The organism is Arthrobacter sp. SAFR-023, assembly GCF_051965295.1.
In the GTDB taxonomy this organism is placed as follows: Bacteria; Actinomycetota; Actinomycetes; order Actinomycetales; family Micrococcaceae; genus Arthrobacter.
This window is the reverse complement of sequence record NZ_JBQCMF010000004.1, coordinates 126,613-144,298: the sequence shown is the minus strand read 5'-3', so window position 1 is coordinate 144,298 and position 17,686 is coordinate 126,613. Positions and strand designations below refer to the sequence as shown.

Here is a 17,686-nt window from a genome sequence, read left to right as displayed (position 1 = left end):
TCGCTTTCACCGGAAGACGCGCACGAGGGGGTGCGCCTTCAACCGGCACCCACACACTTACTCATAGGCATGACTCGTGAGTCCTTGCCCTGGCGAAAGAGCCACACCATGAATCAACAAATCGGACAGATGCCCGCCCAGGACACGGTCACCAGCCCTGCCCGTCTGCGGCCGAATAAGCTTGGCGTCGTCGCAGTTGCCTTCTTTGCGATCGCTGCCGCCGCGCCCATGGCGGCCGTTGTCGGCGCGAGCCCTGTCCTGTTCGCGGCCAGCGGACCCGGAACCCCTGTTATTTACGTCATCGCAGCCCTTCTTGTGGCCCTGTTTTCCGTGGGATATCTGCGGATGAGCCACAGCATCACCAACGCGGGTGGATTTGTCGCCTACATCGCCAAGGGACTGGGAACGAAGTGGGCCACGGGCGGGGCAGGAATCGCGATCCTGACCTATGTCAGCCTCCAAGTGGGGCTCTGGTCCCAGTTCGGCGTCTTCGCCCAGCAACTCGCCGTGGCCCTGACAGGACTTGGACTACCGCCATACTTCTGGATCGTCGTCGTGCTGTCGCTGGCCACCGCCCTGACCATGAAGGGCGTGGATGCAAGCCTGAAGGTTTTGGGCGTGCTGATCCTGGGCGAAACCCTCGTCGTTGCCGCTCTTGTCGTTTCGCTGATCGCCCAAAAGGGGTTCGGGATCTTCACCTTCGACGGGTTCACCGGCGCCAACATTGTGGGACCCGGACTCGGCATCTCGCTGCTGTTCGCCTTTGCCTGCTTCACCAGCTTTGAAGCGACAGTCGTTTTTGCGGAGGAAGCCGTGAACCCGCGCAAGACCATTCCGCGCGCCGCCTATCTCGTCATCGCCTTCGTCGGCTTCTTCTACATGATCTCCACCTGGGCAATCAGCGGAGCGATCGGCATCGACCGGGTCCAGTCCGAAGCCGCCGGCAACCCCGCCGGCATGATCTTCGACCTCGCCCAGAACAGCGCCGGCTCCTGGCTCAGTGTCTCCATGCAAATCCTCGTCGTGACCAGTTTCATTGCCATGATGCTGGGCCTGGCCAACATGTTCGCCCGGTATCTCTTCGCCCTGGGACGCGCCGGGACGCTGCCCGCAAAACTGGCATCAGTCTCAAAGAGCGGCGCCCCGAGGTTCGCCGGGCTGGTCAACGGCCTCGTGGTCCTCGCCATCATCAGCGCCTTCCTGGTCTCCGGGGCTGACCCCATCACCACTGTGTTCGCATGGTTCGTCGCCCTCGGAACCGCCGGCTTCATCAGCATCCTCCTCCTGACGTCCGCGGCGATCATCGTCTTCTTCGCCAGGGCGAAGATTCGCGGCAACCCCTGGGTGACCGTCATCGCGCCAGTCCTGTCCTTCATTTCGTTCATCATCATCGGCTACCTGACCCTGGACAACTACGATGCCCTGCTCGGCGGCGCCGGCGGTGTTGCACGCTGGCTCCTCCTCGGCATCCCCTTCGTCCTCGTCGCAGGAATAGTCCGGGGAGCCCAGAAACCGTCAATCGACTACGCCTCCGAAATCGTCTGAGGCCATCACCCGCTCAACGAACCACCCGCTCAACGAACCGCACCGTTCAAGAACCAAGCTCAACCAAAGGAAAACCATGACCGCGACTGACATCCAGGACTACGTTCCCGAGAACGAATGGCCCTCCGTGGCCACCATGCTCGACGGATTCGGCGACCAGACCCTGCCCGCCTCCACGGCCCTGACCGGCACCGCACTGCACATCCCCCAGGACGGCGGCGCCGGCACAACCGCCTACACCTTCCACGACGCGCATTCCCTCACATGGACTTTGACCGACGGCAACGGGGACCAGGGTGCAGCCAGATACAAGGCAATCGAAGCGCGCCCGGGCATTTTCATCATCGACTTCGTCAAGGGAGAAGGCCGCCACGCTGAAAATGTCACCATCATCCTGGACCGGAACACCGGCGCCGTCACAACAGCCATCAGCTCCTTCATCGCCGAAGGAGGCAAGGTCCGAAGCACCACCACGTTCAACCACGGAAACGTGGACGGGGCCGCGGCCGTGCATTCCCGCTCGGGCGGACTGGTCGGCAAGCGCATCTACTACCGCTACAGCGACGTCGAAACCTACGAACACATCTACCTCAACGCCGGCACCTTCACGTGGCACTGCCTCCGTGGCGGCGAGGCAGGACTGGCCGACACCGACCGCTGCCTGACCTTCAACGTCGGCGAGGACCTCTACCTGTTCTTCTGGGCCGAAAAAGTCATGACCGTTGAGGCGGTTTTGCTCATCGACCTGCGCGAGCAACGCTCCATCGGGCGGATGTTCGGCTGGGACGAGCCCGCGGCCGAACCGGTGATCCTGCCTTTCGACTCCCGCCTCAGCATCCTGAACACCACCGAATACCCGCAGGACAACCACAAGCACTAACCGGCCACCCAGCCAGCCACTCCACGAGGAACACCAATGGAAACTTACGATTCACTGCTTGCCAGCATCTCCGCAGCGCCGGGCCAGGAGGGCCGGACCATTCTCGACCCCGCCACCGGCGGCGTCGTCGGCGAGGCGCCGGTCCACACCGTTGCGGACCTCGAAACCGCCGTCACCGCAGCCGTCGCCGCCCAGCCCGCGTGGGCTGCACTCGGCCACGACGCCCGCTCCGCCGCCCTGCTCAAGGCCGCCGACGCCGTCGAACGCTCCGCCGAGGAACTCGCCCAGCTGCTCTCCCGCGAGCAGGGCAAACCCCTCAACGGCCCGAACGCCAGCTTCGAAGTCGGCGCCTGCGCCGCGTGGCTGCGGGCTGCCGCCGGCACCCCGTTGGACCCGGAAGTTGTGGTGGACGACGGTGAAACCTACGCCGAGCTCCACTACAAACCCATCGGCGTCGTGGGCGCCATCGGCCCGTGGAACTGGCCCATGATGATCACCATCTGGCAGATCGCCCCAGCCCTCCGCATGGGCAACACCGCTGTGGTCAAACCCTCCAAAATGACCCCGCTCTCCGTCCTGGCCCTGATCAAGGTCCTCAACGAAGAACTCCCCGACGGCGTCCTGACCGCCATCTCCGGCGACCGCGAAGTCGGAGCCCGCCTGGCCGAACACCCCGTCGTCGGAAAGATCATGTTCACCGGCTCCACTGAAGCCGGCCGCGCCATCATCAAATCCTCCGCGGACACGGTCAAGCGGCTCACCCTGGAACTCGGCGGCAACGACGCCGGCATCGTCCTGCCCGATGCCGACCCCAAAACGATCGCTGAAGGCCTGTTCTGGGGCGCCTTCATCAACACCGGACAAACCTGCGCCGCCCTGAAACGCCTCTACGTCCACGACGACATCTACGACGCCGTCTGCCAAGAACTCACCGCCGTTGCCGCCGCGATGCCCATGGGGAACGGCCTGGACGAAAACAGCGTCCTCGGCCCCCTGCAAAACAAAGCCCAGTACGACATCGTCACCAACCTCGTCGACGCAGCGAAAGCGTCGGGCGCCCGGATCCTGCTCGGCGGCAACCCCGACCCCGGCCAGCCCGGCTACTTCTACCCCACCACCCTCGTCGCCGACATCGACAACAACAACCCCCTCGTCGCCGAAGAACAGTTCGGCCCCGCCCTGCCCATCATCCGCTACAGCACCATCGACCAGGCCATCGAGTACGCCAACGCCCTCGACGTCGGCCTCGGCGCCTCCGTCTGGTCCCCCAACCTCACCGCCGCCCGCGAAGTTGCCGCCCGCATTGAAGCCGGCACCGTCTGGATCAACAAGCACGGCGCGGTGGACCCCCGCATCCCCTTCGGCGGCGCCAAACAATCCGGCTACGGCCTCGAATTCGGCGTCGAAGGCCTCAAACACCTCGGCATCCCCCAAATCATCAACGGCTAGCCGGGCCAACGAAACATAGTGGCCGCCGTCGCTGCATTGCGACGGCGGCTCTTTCGGCATGCCACTAGGCAGAGAACCAGAGTGTGACCCGACCAATGTCCCGCTGACCTGCTTGTCGGGACCCCACAAAATCTTGACCTCGATGGGGAATTAGCGTCGGTTCGAAGGAATATCCGCAGCCATCACACGCAAAGGACCCATCAATGACGATTCAGGCAGACGCGAGCGAAGCCACAAGCCACGCGACCATTCCGGCCACTTTCCCCATCCTCGAAACCGCCAGACGGCAGGTCCTCGAGGACGGCATCGGGCTCGCCCAGGAGCAGCTTGAGGAGGTACTCCGCCTTCCGGACGAGGCCCTTCCCGCCGCCCTGCAACTGGCCCACGAAGTACGCCTCAAGCATTGCGGCGAGGACGTCGAGGTGGAGGGCATCATCTCCATCAAGACCGGCGGCTGCCCGGAGGACTGCCATTTCTGCAGCCAGTCCGGCCTGTTCGACTCCCCCGTCCGCGGTGTGTGGCTCGACATCCCCGAGTTGGTCAAGGCCGCGAAGGAAACCGCGGCGACCGGTGCCACCGAGTTCTGCATCGTCGCCGCCGTCCGCGGCCCCGACATCAAGCTCATGAACCAGATCAAGTTCGCGATCGACCGCATCAACGAGGAAGTCGACATCAACATCGCGTGCTCGCTCGGGATGCTCACCCAGCGCCAAGTGGACCAGCTCGCCGAATGGGGAGTGCACCGCTACAACCACAACCTGGAAACGGCCCGCAGCTACTTCCCGGAAGTCGTCACCACGCACAGCTACGAGGAACGCCTCGAGACCTGCAACATGGTCAAGGCAGCCGGCATGGAACTGTGCTGCGGCGCCCTGATCGGCATGGGCGAAACCCTGGAGCAGCGCGCCGAACTCGCTGCCCAGCTCGCCGCCCTCGAACCCCACGAGGTGCCGCTGAACTTCCTCAACCCCCGCCCCGGCACCCCGCTCGAAAACCAGGGCATCATGGACGGCAAGGACGCCCTCCGCGCCATCGCCGCTTTCCGGTTCGCCATGCCCCGGACGGTGCTGCGCTACGCCGGCGGCCGCGAGCTCACCCTGGGCGACCTCGGCACACGGAACGGGCTGCTCGGCGGCATCAACGCGGTGATCGTCGGCAATTACCTCACCACGCTCGGCCGGCCGGCTACGGCGGACCTCAACCTGCTGGTCGAGCTGAACATGCCGATCAAGGAACTCCAGAAGACGCTATGACCGGGGTTTCGACTGCCCGGGTTTCGACGGGCTCAACCACCGAAGCCGCCTATTGCGGGCACTGTGGTGAGCCGTACGACGGCGGCGACGGGCCGCCGTCGTACGCCCACCGGAACTGCCGCGCACGCCTGGCAATGGAACCGCCGCGGTACTGCGCCGCCTGCCGGCGCCGGTTGAAGGTCCAGGTCACGCCGCTGGGCTGGTCAGCGGAATGTTCCCGCCACGGGGTGCTGGTCCCGTGACGCAGGGTTCAATCGTGACGCAGGATTCGGAGCAGACTGACCTTATCCAGCGGGACCGCGCACGGCTGTGGCACCCTTACGCGCCGGCCTCCCCCAGCCTTCCGCTGTGGGAGGTTGAGGCGGCCGACGGAGTGCGGCTGCGGCTCCGCGGTGAAGACGGCACCCGCCACGAGGTGATCGATGCGATGTCCTCATGGTGGTCCGTGATCCACGGCTACCGCAACCCGGTGCTCGATGCCGCCGCCAAAGAGCAGCTGGACAAGTTCAGCCATGTCATGTTCGGCGGGCTGACCCATGCCCCGGCCGTGGAACTGGCCGAGCGCCTGGTGGCCATGGCCCCGGGTGCCCCCGGCCGGTCCGGGCTGGAGCGGGTGTTCCTCGCGGACTCGGGCTCGGTGGCCGTCGAGGTGGCGCTCAAGCTGGCGGTGCAGTTCCAGACCGCCGGCGGCCACCCGCGGCGGCAGCGGTTCCTCAGCCTCCGCGGCGGCTACCACGGCGACACCTTTGCTGCCATGGGGGTCTGCGATCCCGTGGACGGCATGCACTCGGCCTTCCCCGGGCTGCTCGCCGGCAACGTGTTTGCGCCCCGTCCTCCGGCGGCGGCGTCGGCAACACCCGAAGCAGTGCAGGCGTGGGCAACTGAGGTGGCGGAGCTGGCGGCGGCGCACGACGCGGAACTGGCCGCGATCGTCGTCGAACCGGTGCTGCAGGGCGCCGGCGGCATGCACGCGTACCCGGCCGAATGCCTGGCATCGCTCCGGGAGGTCGCGGACCGGCACGGGCTGCTGCTCATCTTTGATGAGATCGCCACCGGCTTCGGCCGCACCGGCCAGCTGTTCGCGGCCGATCATGCCGGCGTCGTGCCGGACATCATGTGCGTGGGCAAGGCCCTGACAGGCGGGTACCTGACCCTCGCCGCCATGCTCTGCACCGCTGAGGTGGCCGCGGCTGTTTCCGGCAGCCAGGCCGGTGCCCTGCTGCACGGCCCCACGTTCATGGGCAATCCGCTGGCGTGTGCCGTCGCCAACGCCAGCCTCGGCATCATTGAAAGCGGCCGCTGGCAGGCCGACGTCGCCCGGATCGGCACCGGCCTGGCCTCCGGGCTGGCACCTGCCCGGGAACTTTCGGCCGTCCGGGACGTGCGGGCTCTCGGCGCCGTGGGGGTCATCGAGCTGCACGACGCCGTCGACGTCACCGCCGTCACGGCGGCAGCTCTCCGCCACGGCGTCTGGGTCCGCCCGTTCCGGAACCTTGTCTACAGCATGCCGCCGTACATCAGCACCGCGGCGGACATCGCACAGATCACGGCTGGAATGACCGCAGCCGTCGCCGAAGTTCACGAAGCCGAGGTAGATGACGCCCAGGTACATGAACGGGTTCCCGCCCACTCCGGGAGTACATCATGAGCGGCGCAATGACAGAGTGGCTTGAGCGGCAGGCCGCGGTCAGGGAACGCCGGGGGCAGGTCCGCCGCCCGCTCCCCCGCGCCGCGCACGAAGAGTTCATCGACCTGGCCAGCAACGACTACCTCGGCCTTTCAACAGACCCGCGGGTTGCCGGGGCAGCCGCGGCGGCCGCGTCGCTGTGGGGCGCCGGCGCCACGTCGTCCCGCCTGGTGGCCGGTACCACGCAGCTGCACCTGGAGCTCGAGCAGGAACTGGCCGTGCTGGCCGGGATGGAAGCGGCACTGGTCTTTTCCTCCGGTTATCTGGCCAACATCGGGGTGATCACGGCGCTGGGCGGTCCCGGGACGCTGATCCTCGCGGACGAGCACTGCCACGCCTCGATGATCGACGGTTTCCGGCTCAGCCGCTCCCGCACCGAGTCGTTCGTCCACAACAGTGTGGAGGAAGCCGGCCGCCTGCTCGCCAGCCGTAAAGAACCACGGGCGATGATCGCCGTCGAATCCGTCTACAGCGTCCTCGGTGACGCGGCGCCGCTCGCTGACCTGCTGACCCTGGCCGAGCAGCACGACGCCGTGCTGCTTATCGATGAGGCCCACAGCCTCGGCGTCACCGGCTCCGGCAGCTTCCAGGGCCGCGGCTCGGTGGCCGGGACCGCCCTGGCCGGGCATGCCAACGTGGTTGTGACGGCCACTTTGTCGAAAGCCCTGGGCAGCCAGGGCGGAGCGGTCCTGGGATCCGCGCTGCTGCGGGAACACATCGTCAACAGGGCCCGCGGCTTCATCTTCGACACCGGGCTGGCTCCGGCGTCCGCCGCAGCGGCCCTCGCCGCGGCGCGGATCATCAGGGCTGAACCGTGGCGGGCGGGATCCGTCCACGGCAATGCAGCCGCCCTTGCCGCCGGGCTGGCCCCCGCTCTTGCCAACCGCGGCGCGGTTGGCCAAGACGACAATGTCCCTAACCGGACAGCCGGAGCCGTCCAGTCCATCCCCATGCCGTCCGCGGAGTCGGCCCTGGCCGCCACCGAGTCCGCGCGCCGCGCCGGAGTCCGGGTGGGCTGCTTCCGCCCGCCATCCGTTCCGGACGGGATACCGCGGCTGCGGCTCACCGCCCGCGCCACCCTCACGCCCGAAGAAATCGAAGAGAGCTGCGCAGTACTGCGCGGCATTTTGGAGGAACTTCCATGAACCTGTCCCCCGTCATTCTGGTCACCGGAACGGACACTGGCGTCGGCAAGACCATTACGACGGCGGCCCTCGCCGCCGTCCTGCATGGAATGGGGCGCAGCGTCGCGGTTTACAAGCCGTGCCAGTCGGGTGCCGCGGACGGCGATTCTGACGCCGCCGAAATCGTCCGGCTCGCTGGCCCTCTGACCGTTGAAACCGGCGTCGTGCTGCAGCAGGCCATGGCACCCGTCGCTGCTGCCGCCGTGGACGGGGCCCCGCTGCCTGCGCTGGCTTCGCACGCACGGCGGATATGCGGGCTCGCTGCTTTCCACGACCACGTCCTGGTGGAGGGCGCCGGTGGCCTTCTCGTGGAACTGGATGCCCACGGTGGCACCCTGGCCGATCTCGGTTCGCTGCTGGAAGCGGCATTTGTGCTGGTCGCACGGCCCGGCCTTGGGACGCTGAACCACACCGCCCTGACCCTCGAGGCACTGTCCAGCCGCGGACTGGATGTCCTCGGCGTCGTACTCGGCAGCTGGCCCTTTAGCCCCGGCGCAGTCCACCACACCAACCGGCAGGTGCTCGGCACACTTCCTGTTCCCCTCCTTGGGGCTCTTCCCGAGCAGGCCGCGGAACTCTCCCCGGCCGATTTTCGGGCCGGCGCGGCAGCATGGCTGAACGGGTTGCCCGCATGATGCCGGCGTCCAGTACGGCTCTGCCGCCGGCTCCGACGGAAACTCCCGACGGCTCAGCCCGGTGCCCCTACCTCGTGGTCCGGGACCCTGAATCGGTCCGCGACGTCCTGCACCGGCCTGCCGATTTCAGCCCGGCGAATGCCCTGGTCGCCGTGACCCAGCTGGAGGGACCGGCCCTCCGTGTGCTGCAGCGGGCGGGCTTTGCGCTGCCACCGGTGCTGGCCAGCAACGACACCGATTCACACAGCGGTATCCGCAAGGTGGTGGCCGGTTTCTTTACGCCGGCCACCGTAGCCGCCATGGAACCGCGCATCCGGGAACTGGCAAAGCAGGCGGCGGGGAACGCCGCGGACCAGCTCGCCTGCACCGGTCGAGCGGACCTTGTACAGACCGTGGCGGCATTTCCCCCGGCGGTCGTGATGCTCGAACTCCTCGGGCTGCCCGTGCGGGATCTTGCAGACCTCAAGCGCTGGGGGCTGGACTCCATGGAACTGTTCTGGGGCTGGCCCGCCCCGCACCGTCAGCTCGAGCTGGCCCGCAGCGCCGCCGGGTTCTACGCCTGGCTGCGCCGGCTCGTGGCCAAATCCATGGCGGCTCCCGGACGCAACCTGTTCAAGTCACTGGCCGAGCATGGCCTGTCCAGGACCGAGATGTGCTCGCTCGGCTACTTCCTGCTGATCGCCGGCCAGGAGACCACCACGCAGCTGATCAGCACCACGCTGTTCCGGTTGCTGGAGGGTGCCGCTCCCGTGGACTGGAGGGACGCGGCCTCGGAAGCCGGCGCCAGGTCCGCGGTGAGGCATGTGCTCGCCACCGAATCATCCGTCCCCACGTGGCGCCGCGTGGCCGCACGCGACACCAGCATCGGCGATAACCGGATCCCCGCCGGGACCGAGATCCTCCTTGAACTGTCCGGCAACCGGATCACGGCAGCCGCCGGATTCGAGACCCCTGGGCGGCAGTTCCAAACCGGACCCGGATCTTCGACCGGCCTCATCTTCGGTTCGGGGATCCACCGCTGCCTCGGGGCCAAGCTCGCCGAACTGGAGGCCATCGTCATCATCCAGGAAGCCGCGGCGGCGCTGCCTGGGATCCAACTGCGGGACCACGAGCCGGCATGGATCCGGCACCTGTCCTTCCAGGCACCCCGAACGGTCAGCGTGATGAACCGGCCTGGCTGACCGGCCTACCGGCCAAAACGGGTCGGGGCCAGAAGGAACCCGGGCTAGAAGGACGGCACAGTAAACCCCAGGCCCAGCAGACCCCGGCCCGCCTGCTCAAGGATCGGATCACGGCTCAGGGTCGGGTGGTTGAGGAGGACATTCACGTCGCGCTGGATGCGCTGCAGCGGATGCGAAAGCCGATGGGCGCTGCCGCCCGAGCCCGAGACGGCGAGCCGCACTGCTTCCTCCGCTGCCTCGCCGCTGAGGGCAAGGGAAAGCCGGTACTTGGCCCGCTCGTCGTCAGTCAGACCTGACGGCTGGCGCTCAAGTGACGACGAAACGATGCTGAGAGCCTCCCGCCAGTGCAGGCGCGCCGTGGCCGCCGTTCCGTAGGCTTGCGAGAAGCGGGCCTGCGCCAGCGGTGAATCCGCCTGCCGGTTGTCAACGGTGTTCTTCACCTTGCGCACCAGCATCTTCTCCCGAAAGACCTCGACGGCGTACTCGGCGGCTCCCAGCGCGGCAGCGGGTGCCACCAGGTTCAGCAGCGTGGCCATGGGTGTGTGGATCATCGGGTCCGGGTGGATTCGGCTGCCGGGATTGTCCGCTGCGCTCAGCAGTGCCCAATCCATGGCCCGGTGCTGCGGAACAAAAAGGTCCACCGTCCGGAGATCGTTGCTGCCGGTCCCCCGCAGCCCGGCCGTGTGCCACGCATCCAGCAGCTCAAGCTCGGCCACGGGGACCAGGCACTGCAGGCGGACGCCGTCGGACAGCACCGACAGCAGTGCCCATTCCGAATGCATGACCCCCGACGCGAAGCTCCAGTGGCCCGAAATCGAGAATCCTCCCGGGACCTTCCTGGCCGAGCCCACGGGAGCACCCGTGGCCGCAGCCATCGGAGCCCGCCCGCCGGCGAACACCTCGTCCTGGACCCGCCGGGGCCAGCGCGCCAGCATCCACACATGCTCGATCAGGTGTCCGGCGGTCCAGGCCGTCGACGCACAACCCCGGGCAAGCCGCCGGATGACCTCAGCATAGGTTTCCGCACCCAGGCCGTAACCGCCCAGCTCCAGCGGAGCCAGGAGCCGGAACACGCCTGCCTCCTTGAGGTCATTCATGGTGGCTTCCGGGAGGCGGCGCAGCCGCTCTGTTTCCTCCGCCCGATCCCGCAGCCGGGGAACCAGTTCGTCGATGCGGCTGAGCATCTCCTCGCGCGTGGGGACGGTGCCGCCCGGCACCGGCGGTACATGTCCGACGTCGGCCCTGGACAGTTCCAGCGTATGCGCGGTGCGGTCCCGCTTCGCCGCCAGGTAACTGTGGTTGGCAGGCGAGAGGTACACACCGGTGGGAACCTGTTCGGCGACGTCGATACCGAGGGCCGTCAACTGGTCAGCCTTGTCCGGGTTGTTGCTCAGGAGGCGGATGCTCGTGGCTCCGAGGGCGCCGAGCATCTGTGCGGCCGCAGTGTAGTCGCGCTCGTCCTCGCCGTGGCCCAGAGCCAGGTTGGCGTCGTAGGTATCAAGGCCCGTGTCCTGCAGGGCGTAGGCGTCGAGCTTGGAGTAGAGGCCGATGCCGCGGCCCTCCTGGCGGAGGTAGAGCAGGAATCCGCCTGCTGCGGCGATCTCTTCGACAGCCTCGCGCAACTGCGGTCCGCAGTCACAGCGCTGGCTGCCGAACACGTCGCCGGTCATGCATTCGCTGTGCAGCCTGACCAAGGGCACGTCATGGGTGAGGAGCGTCTGCTCCCACTGGCCCAGGGCGAGCAGCAGGTGCTCCTTGCCGTCCGCGAGGCCGCGAAACGTCAGCACCTCGGCAGTAGTGCTGTAACCGTCGGGAAAGCGCAGCGGCACAGTCACTTGGCTGCGGACGGCGGCAAAGGGCAGGGAGGAATCCTGCACAGCGGTTTCAACACAAGCGGTCATCAGAGGTCCTCGACATTCCAGGAGATTACTTGAAGCTTGAAGTAACCATAGCCGTGATTAGTTCAAGCTTCAAGTAATTGGCTCGCGTCGAAGCCGCCCGCCGACACCAATGGCCGCGGCAGAATTTGCAGGAGCCTAACACGATCCTGGTCGGCTCGCCGGTCGGCGGTTGGCTCGGGGACAAATTCGGCTGCAAACCACTGTTCATGATCGACATGGGGATCTTCCTCGTCGGCTCCGTTCTCCAGTTCTTCGTGCACGAACCGTGGCAGCTGTTCGTGGTCCGGCTGCTGATGGGCACGCTCTCGGCGAAGGTGGCGATCGCGAAGGGATACGGACTGAGCGAAGGACTCGCCGGCGGGGTGGGCCTCCGTGGTCCATGGCGAATTACGGGCCGCAGGTCACCGTGCTGATGGCCGCTGGGCTTACTCTCGTCGGCGCCATCCGGTCGCAGTGGCTGGCTCCCGAAACCAAAGGGAAGTCCCTCACCGAGACGGTCACAGGGTTCTCGCACCAAAACCCGGCGTCTGGGGTACTGGCCTTCGCCCTACCGGGCGGAGGGAAGCTGTGCGTCATCATGGGTGTTCCGCGGGTATGCGATCATGAGTGCTGCCGACATAATCCACATAACACCCACCGCGCCCAAAATAATGGCGCCGCCCGATCCGGTGGCAGCGCCAGCCAGCGCTGCGCCGGCGGCCGTAGCGCTCACGCGCAGGCCTGCACTGACCGTGAAAATCTGGGATCTGAGGTACTGCGGGCTGAGCCTGTTGCGCAGAAACAGCATCGCCGCAGTCGAGGATGCGGTGAAGGCTCCCGACAATCCTATGGTGAGAAAAGTCCAGACTGTCCCGAAATCCAGCGCGGCAGCGATGGTCAGCAACCCCGTGGCGAAGAAACCCGCCATCATGACTGCATGGGGGCGCCTGCGCGTGGGCCGCGCCGTCTCGACGACGGCGCCGAGAAGGCTGCCGATGGCGAAGGCTGTCACGACGGCTGCCCCGTCCCTGGGTGAACCGATCCGTTCGATCGAGAGTGCAACCGCTGCGATTGCCAATCCGCCCTGGCCAAACTGGCTGAGTGTGGACGCAGCGGTCATCACCGCTAACGGACGGTGGCTGGAGATTCTGTGCAGACCGGCCTTGACCGCCTGCCAGGGTGAACCGGCGGTGCGCCCATGAGGACGAAGCCCGACGGCGCGTACGGCTACGGAGCCCAGGGCCGCGGCGGCCGCCAGCGCCAAGAGACCGGCCTGGGCGGGCAGGAACGCCGCGATCAGGGCGACAAATGCCGGGCCGGCCACGGCCGAGACGTTATAAGAGAGGGCATCGTAGGCGAATGCCCTCCGTACGTCGGGAATCGCACCGAGAACGAAGCTGGACAGCCCGCCCATGTAAAAGGGTGAGACCGCGCCGGCCAGAGCCAAGCATGCGAATGCAACCGGCAGCGGTATCACGCCAAGGAAGGCGGTCACCCCGAAGGCGACGGCGGTCAGCAACGCGGAGGCTGCCACCAGCAGGCCCGGACGCCGGGCTCTGTCGAGGGCAGCGCCTGCCAGAGGGGCCGCGATGACGCTCGGGCCCAGTGACGCCGCGACAAGCGCTCCTCCCATGGCGACATCATGTATTTGCTGCACGGCAAGAATGGGGAGGGCAACGGCGGAACCGGCACTCGCCATTCTGGGTGGGACAGAAGCGGCGAGGTATCCGAGCGCGCCCATTGGTAGTCAGAACCCCTTCAGGTTGTTGGCATTACTTCGCCTAAACGCGCCAGCAGGCACCCCCGCCCGAAGACGGGGGTGCCTGCACTTGGAACTTCAGCGAAATCAACTAGAGCTTATACGGGGTGCTTCCACCTGCCGGGCCGTCCGGTCAGTGTCAGCGGCAACAGACGGGCCGGTCTCCGGAGCGCCCTCGTCGTTCGCCGAAGGGGCCCAGATGTCTCCGAGCGTGAAGCCGTTGGGGAAAGGGTCCTCAGGATCGAGCACGTAGGTGCTGAACCCGGTGATCCATGCCCGGCCGCTGATCCGGGGAACGACGCCGGTGCGGCTAAGGTGTTTGGTCAGGCACGCTGGATGTGCAACCCCTCGCCCGCGCCTGTTTGGCTGTTCGCGGCCTGCTGCAGACGCTGAAGGGTACGGGCGTCGATCTCAACATGCTCGGGCAGTTCGGTAAGCGCCATGGCCGGCAGTCGGACCTGGTGCTGGTCGCGGAGATTCTCCAACTGGGTGGCCAGCCGGTCGGCCGAGCCGGTGAAGTTGGCGGGATCGATGCACAGGACAAAGACGCCGATGCCTGGCGAGGTGCTGCCGCTGTCGAAGGGTGCCGCGTCCAGGGAGAATGAGGCCCCGGAGAGCGTCGCAAGGATCTCCACCAGCAGGGCGATGTTGCCGCCGCGGTGCCCGCCGAAAGGCAGCAGGGTTCCCGCCAAGGCTTCATTGGCGTCCACCGTTGGCTCCCCGTCGGCATTTAGTGCCCAGCCCGCGGGGATCGGGTCCCCGGCGTCGGCCGCGCGTCGAATGTTCACGAAGGCGGTCGAGGAGGATGCCTGGTCGATGACCATGGGCATGCCGCCCGGCCGGGGGATGCCGTAAGCCAGCGGGTTGGTGCCGAGGATGCGCTTGGGTGCGCCACCGATGGACATCAGGGCCGGGCTGTTGGCCGTTGCCACGGCGATGTAGCCCTGCTGGGCCACCTTGCGTGCGTAATAGCCCAGCTCGCCGCAGGTATACGAGTCCCGGACCCAGAGCGCGGCGATCCCGGCCTCATTCGTAGCCTCAAGCAGGTCCCTGAAGGCAGCCTGGAACGCTGTCTGGGCCAGGCCCTTGCCGGCATCGACGTCGATGACTGCCGCCGCCGCGCGGCGGACTTTCGGTTGGGCGACGCCGGAGATGCGGCCCTGCCTGTAACCGTCAAGGTAGTCGAAGAGATGCCCGACGCCGACGGCGCGGTTGCCGACGAGTTCGGCTTCCACCGTCGCGTCCGAGAGGACTTTGGCATCCTCTGCAGGGGCGCCGACGGCCAGCAGGGCACGCTCGCACAATGTTGCAAGTTCTTCTTTGGGGATGGTGTTCACGGGGAGTTCAGTCCTCTCATCGGGGCGCTCTGGAAGATGTCTGGCTCTCGAAGCGGGTTCGCCTCGTGAGCCTTGTGGTTCGCCTCACACTATCAGTATTTTGTGATCACATATCAGCCAACAGTTCGGGTTGGTGCGGCGGTGCAATGCCGGGGGTGCCGGGCCGTGGTCAGGGGGTTTCCACCTTGGCGGGCCACATGGTGTCAAGGTGTGAAATCTCCAGCGCTGTCCCCGCAGCGGCGAAGTCCGGGTCCACCCAGGCGAAGGCCAGGAAGCGGCCGGAGGCGGGATCCTCCGCAGCGCTCGTGATGTACCCGATGACGTCCCCGTTCGTGGACACGGGCTCACCCGGGACAACTGCGTGGCGGTCACTGGACAGCCGGAGCCGGACCAGCAGCCGGTGGCCCAGGCGGGCGCATGCACCGGCGGAAAGCTCGGCGAGACCGGCTTCGTACGCAGTGTCCTGCGGGCCGAAGTCGATGCCGAAGGCCGGGACGCCGTTGGCGATCCGCAGCGCCGTAAACGCTTCGTCCCCAACGAGGGCCATCCCCCGCTTTCCACCTGCCGCAGCCAGCAGGTCCCAAAGGTACAGCCCATGTTCCGTGGCCGTATAGAGCGTCCAGCCCCCAACGCCGGTAGCCGTTTCGGCAACGGCGCGGACCGGAACACCTCCGACGTCGAGCACCGGCGCTTCCATTGCGGCCTCGGGTATGCCGCCCCGGGTGACAGATGCCAGAAGGACGGCGGCATCAGGACCGATGAGCGCCAGGGCAGTGGTTGCGGATGATAGGTCGGCAACGGTCGCCGTCTCCAGGTGCGGGGTTTCCCGGCGAAAGTGCCACACGTCCTCGGGGCTGCTGCCGATGACCAGATAGGCGTCCTCCGCGGTCCGCACCACGGTGAGATCGGCGGCAATGCCGCCGGAAGGGCCCTTCACAAAGGCGCCCGTGGACGTGCCCACCTCCAGGGATAGGCTGGCCGTCAGGATTTCCTGGAGATGCTTTTCAGCCCCGCCGCCCCGGACCTGGAAGACGCTGGCGGCTCCCCTGTCCACGAGCCCAACGCTGTTCACAGCCTTCCGCGCCTCGGCGGAAATGGCGGGTGACCATCCGTACGTTCCCCAGGCATCCCGCCGTCGGCTGGCTGTTTCAGGGCCTTCGGTGGAGCCGTACCAGAGGGGGCGCTCCCAACCACCCTGCGCGGTGCCGAACACCGCACCCAGGGCTTCCTGCCGGACGTAGAAGGGGGTCGTGGCGAACTTCCTCAGCTGTCTGGTCTGCTTGCGGGGGTGGCTGATGTCGTAGACCTCGTCGTAATTCTCACTGGCGCGCTCGATGCTGACGGTCCGCGTCAGGTGCGTCTGGTCGAACCGTCGGAAGTCCAGGCTGGTCGTATCGATGCCCGGATCCCCGGTCACGATCCAGTCGGCCAGAACGCCCGCAACCCCTGCCGACTGGGTGAGCCAGACGGACTCGCCGAGCCACAGGCCGCTGATTCCGGGCACCTCGCCGAGGAGCGGGTTTCCGTCCGGGGTGAAGGAGAAGATCCCGTTATAGCCATCAACCGCTTCGCAGCTCCGGGTCTCGGGGAAGAGCCGCTGGACTTCTGCCCACCCGTCCTTCAGGTCGTTCCACGTCAGGGGGTGGATTGCAGGCTCAACCCGCGTTTCCGCGTAGTCCTTGGGGGACGCTATCTCGGACTGTTCCACCGGGATGACCCGGTGCTCATAGGTGCCCACGTCAGCCGGTCGCCCATCTGGCGGAGGTAGGAGCCGGTGGCCTGGTGCCGGACCATCGGCAGGTCGATCTCCACCTCAGCACTGAATCCGGCCAGCGACGGCAGCGGGCTGGTGTGGGATGAGCAGTGTTCCATGGGTACCATGGGCAGTTCCAGCCCCAGCAGCTTTCCCAGCCCCGGCCCCCAGAGGCCGGCGCAGACGACGACGACATCCGCCTCGATGAACGACGTCCCCTCCGGTAGCTGGTCGCCTTTGGACGGATTGCCCGGCACCGGCGGCGTCTGCCGGACCTCGACGCCGGTCACCCGGCCGCGTTCTGTCCGGAACCCGGTGACCGCGGTGTGGCCATAGAACCGCGCTCCGTTCTCGATGGCACGCCGAGCCTGCCACTCCACAGCCCGCACGGCCTTGACCACTCCATCCGTTGGGGTGTGCAGGCCGCCGAGCACGGTAGAGGTGTCGAGGCCCGGGAACAGCTTCCCGCACTCGTCGGCGGAAACCATCCGGGCCGGCACGTCCCAGGACCGGGCCAGGTTGTGCCGCCGGTGCAGGTATTCCAGCCGCTCCGGCTCGCAGGCCAGTTCCAAACCGCCGACACGCTTGAGGATCCACTCACCGTCCAGCATCGCTCCGTCCAGCTTGTCGAGTGTCCGCCTGGCCAGTTCAGTCATCACCGAAGAACCGGTGGTCTGGAAGGCAAAACCAGGGGCATGGGAGGAGGACCCGCCGGTGCGGTACAGCGGCCCCTGATCCACCACGGTTACGGACTTCATGCCGTGGCGGGTCAGGTCGTCGGCCAGGGCGGCACCAACCACGCCGGCGCCAATGATGAGGATCCGGGTGTCTGCGTCAATTCGGGCGGAGGCCACGTTATCTCCCTTGCGGTCAGAGACGTCCACGTCTCAGGTCAAAATGTCAGTTGGCTTCCGGGGGCCGCGCCAGGCGCCCTCGTGGGAAGCAAGAATTGGGTCACCGCCACAGAGGTTCGAGACGCCTCGTGGATAGTCGGCTGAATCACAGTATAGGTGAGATATGTGATCACAACCAGCCATTTTGTGAACTTCTTTTTAGGCCATCGGGTAGCCCGCCCGGGACACTCCGAAAGAGCCGTTAACCGCGGGAAGCGCCACCCCTCGAGGGCCGCGCTTCCCGGTAGTC

16 protein-coding genes are annotated in these 17,686 nt (G+C 66.8%); 10 read left to right on the top strand and 6 right to left on the bottom strand.

From position 1 onward, the window contains the following. Positions 1 to 108 precede the first annotated feature (108 nt). From ACTHQX_RS06455 to ACTHQX_RS06415, 9 genes are all read left to right on the top strand, one after another. Positions 109 to 1,545, top strand: coding sequence for an APC family permease (locus ACTHQX_RS06455; RefSeq protein ID WP_440156359.1), 1,437 nt, complete (start codon positions 109 to 111; stop codon positions 1,543 to 1,545). Between the two features lie 76 nt (positions 1,546 to 1,621). Next, positions 1,622 to 2,425 carry a MoaF C-terminal domain-containing protein gene (locus tag ACTHQX_RS06450; protein WP_440156357.1) on the top strand — a complete coding sequence of 268 codons (804 nt, stop codon included), beginning with the start codon at positions 1,622 to 1,624 and terminating at the stop codon, positions 2,423 to 2,425. Between the two features lie 36 nt (positions 2,426 to 2,461). Next, entirely contained in the window at positions 2,462 to 3,874 is a 1,413-nt protein-coding gene (locus ACTHQX_RS06445; RefSeq protein WP_440174553.1) for an aldehyde dehydrogenase family protein, read from the top strand. A gap of 203 nt (positions 3,875 to 4,077) precedes the next feature. Then, on the top strand, positions 4,078 to 5,127 hold the full coding sequence (bioB, locus tag ACTHQX_RS06440) for a biotin synthase BioB (RefSeq protein ID WP_440156353.1): 1,050 nt from the start codon (positions 4,078 to 4,080) through the stop codon (positions 5,125 to 5,127). Further along, entirely contained in the window at positions 5,124 to 5,369 is a 246-nt protein-coding gene (gene bsaP / locus ACTHQX_RS06435; RefSeq protein WP_440156352.1) for a biotin synthase auxiliary protein BsaP, read from the top strand. The genes bioB and bsaP overlap by 4 nt, the downstream gene beginning before the upstream one ends. Positions 5,370 to 5,383: 14 nt before the next feature. Continuing rightward, a complete protein-coding gene (locus tag ACTHQX_RS06430) occupies positions 5,384 to 6,775 on the top strand; it encodes an adenosylmethionine--8-amino-7-oxononanoate transaminase (protein WP_440156351.1) in 1,392 nt (463 codons plus the stop codon). 8 nt (positions 6,776 to 6,783) lie between these two features. Then, the gene (locus ACTHQX_RS06425) at positions 6,784 to 7,959 is read left to right on the top strand and encodes an 8-amino-7-oxononanoate synthase (protein ID WP_440156439.1); all 1,176 of its coding nucleotides are present in this window, start codon (positions 6,784 to 6,786) and stop codon (positions 7,957 to 7,959) included. Beyond that, positions 7,956 to 8,633 (top strand): dethiobiotin synthase, encoded by a 678-nt coding sequence (gene bioD / locus ACTHQX_RS06420; RefSeq protein ID WP_440156349.1) that lies wholly within the window; start codon positions 7,956 to 7,958, stop codon positions 8,631 to 8,633. The genes ACTHQX_RS06425 and bioD overlap by 4 nt, the downstream gene beginning before the upstream one ends. Then, positions 8,609 to 9,814 (top strand): cytochrome P450, encoded by a 1,206-nt coding sequence (locus ACTHQX_RS06415; RefSeq protein ID WP_440156347.1) that lies wholly within the window; start codon positions 8,609 to 8,611, stop codon positions 9,812 to 9,814. The genes bioD and ACTHQX_RS06415 overlap by 25 nt, the downstream gene beginning before the upstream one ends. 44 nt (positions 9,815 to 9,858) lie before the next feature. Here ACTHQX_RS06415 and ribA read toward each other — a convergent pair whose 3' ends face one another. After that, positions 9,859 to 11,715 carry a GTP cyclohydrolase II RibA gene (gene ribA / locus ACTHQX_RS06410; RefSeq protein ID WP_440156345.1) on the bottom strand — a complete coding sequence of 619 codons (1,857 nt, stop codon included), beginning with the start codon at positions 11,713 to 11,715 and terminating at the stop codon, positions 9,859 to 9,861. Positions 11,716 to 11,792: 77 nt separating this feature from the next. On the opposite strand from ribA, the gene ACTHQX_RS06405 reads away from it, so the two are divergent. Beyond that, entirely contained in the window at positions 11,793 to 12,128 is a 336-nt protein-coding gene (locus ACTHQX_RS06405; RefSeq protein WP_440156343.1) for an MFS transporter, read from the top strand. 134 nt (positions 12,129 to 12,262) lie between these two features. On the opposite strand, the gene ACTHQX_RS06400 is transcribed toward ACTHQX_RS06405, so the two are convergent. The 5 genes from ACTHQX_RS06400 to ACTHQX_RS06380 form a co-directional block, all read right to left on the bottom strand. Beyond that, positions 12,263 to 13,393: an MFS transporter gene (locus ACTHQX_RS06400; RefSeq protein WP_440156437.1), complete on the bottom strand. Its 1,131-nt coding sequence runs from the start codon at positions 13,391 to 13,393 to the stop codon at positions 12,263 to 12,265. Positions 13,394 to 13,540: 147 nt separating this feature from the next. Then, complete coding sequence (locus ACTHQX_RS06395) at positions 13,541 to 13,780, bottom strand: proline racemase family protein (RefSeq protein ID WP_440156436.1); 240 nt, start codon at positions 13,778 to 13,780, stop codon at positions 13,541 to 13,543. Further along, a complete protein-coding gene (locus ACTHQX_RS06390; RefSeq protein ID WP_440156341.1) occupies positions 13,777 to 14,790 on the bottom strand; it encodes an Ldh family oxidoreductase in 1,014 nt (337 codons plus the stop codon). The genes ACTHQX_RS06395 and ACTHQX_RS06390 overlap by 4 nt, the downstream gene beginning before the upstream one ends. 169 nt (positions 14,791 to 14,959) lie before the next feature. Next, positions 14,960 to 16,528: a glycine cleavage T C-terminal barrel domain-containing protein gene (locus ACTHQX_RS06385; RefSeq protein WP_440156339.1), complete on the bottom strand. Its 1,569-nt coding sequence runs from the start codon at positions 16,526 to 16,528 to the stop codon at positions 14,960 to 14,962. Further along, the gene (locus ACTHQX_RS06380; RefSeq protein ID WP_440156337.1) at positions 16,480 to 17,397 is read right to left on the bottom strand and encodes an NAD(P)/FAD-dependent oxidoreductase; all 918 of its coding nucleotides are present in this window, start codon (positions 17,395 to 17,397) and stop codon (positions 16,480 to 16,482) included. Before ACTHQX_RS06380 ends, ACTHQX_RS06385 begins: the two co-directional genes overlap by 49 nt. Positions 17,398 to 17,686 lie beyond the last annotated feature (289 nt).

Bases quoted from the DNA above. Each gene is read 5' to 3' on its own strand.
- ACTHQX_RS06455 (WP_440156359.1), top strand. From the start codon at position 109: ATGAATCAACAAATCGGACAGATGCCCGCCCAGGACACGGTCACCAGC.
- ACTHQX_RS06425 (WP_440156439.1), top strand. From the start codon at position 6,784: ATGACAGAGTGGCTTGAGCGGCAGGCCGCGGTCAGGGAACGCCGGGGG.
- bioB (WP_440156353.1), top strand. From the start codon at position 4,078: ATGACGATTCAGGCAGACGCGAGCGAAGCCACAAGCCACGCGACCATT.
- ACTHQX_RS06400 (WP_440156437.1), bottom strand. From the start codon at position 13,393: ATGGCGAGTGCCGGTTCCGCCGTTGCCCTCCCCATTCTTGCCGTGCAG.
- ACTHQX_RS06415 (WP_440156347.1), top strand. From the start codon at position 8,609: ATGGCTGAACGGGTTGCCCGCATGATGCCGGCGTCCAGTACGGCTCTG.
- ACTHQX_RS06445 (WP_440174553.1), top strand. From the start codon at position 2,462: ATGGAAACTTACGATTCACTGCTTGCCAGCATCTCCGCAGCGCCGGGC.
- bsaP (WP_440156352.1), top strand. From the start codon at position 5,124: ATGACCGGGGTTTCGACTGCCCGGGTTTCGACGGGCTCAACCACCGAA.
- ACTHQX_RS06450 (WP_440156357.1), top strand. From the start codon at position 1,622: ATGACCGCGACTGACATCCAGGACTACGTTCCCGAGAACGAATGGCCC.
- bioD (WP_440156349.1), top strand. From the start codon at position 7,956: ATGAACCTGTCCCCCGTCATTCTGGTCACCGGAACGGACACTGGCGTC.
- ribA (WP_440156345.1), bottom strand. From the start codon at position 11,715: ATGACCGCTTGTGTTGAAACCGCTGTGCAGGATTCCTCCCTGCCCTTT.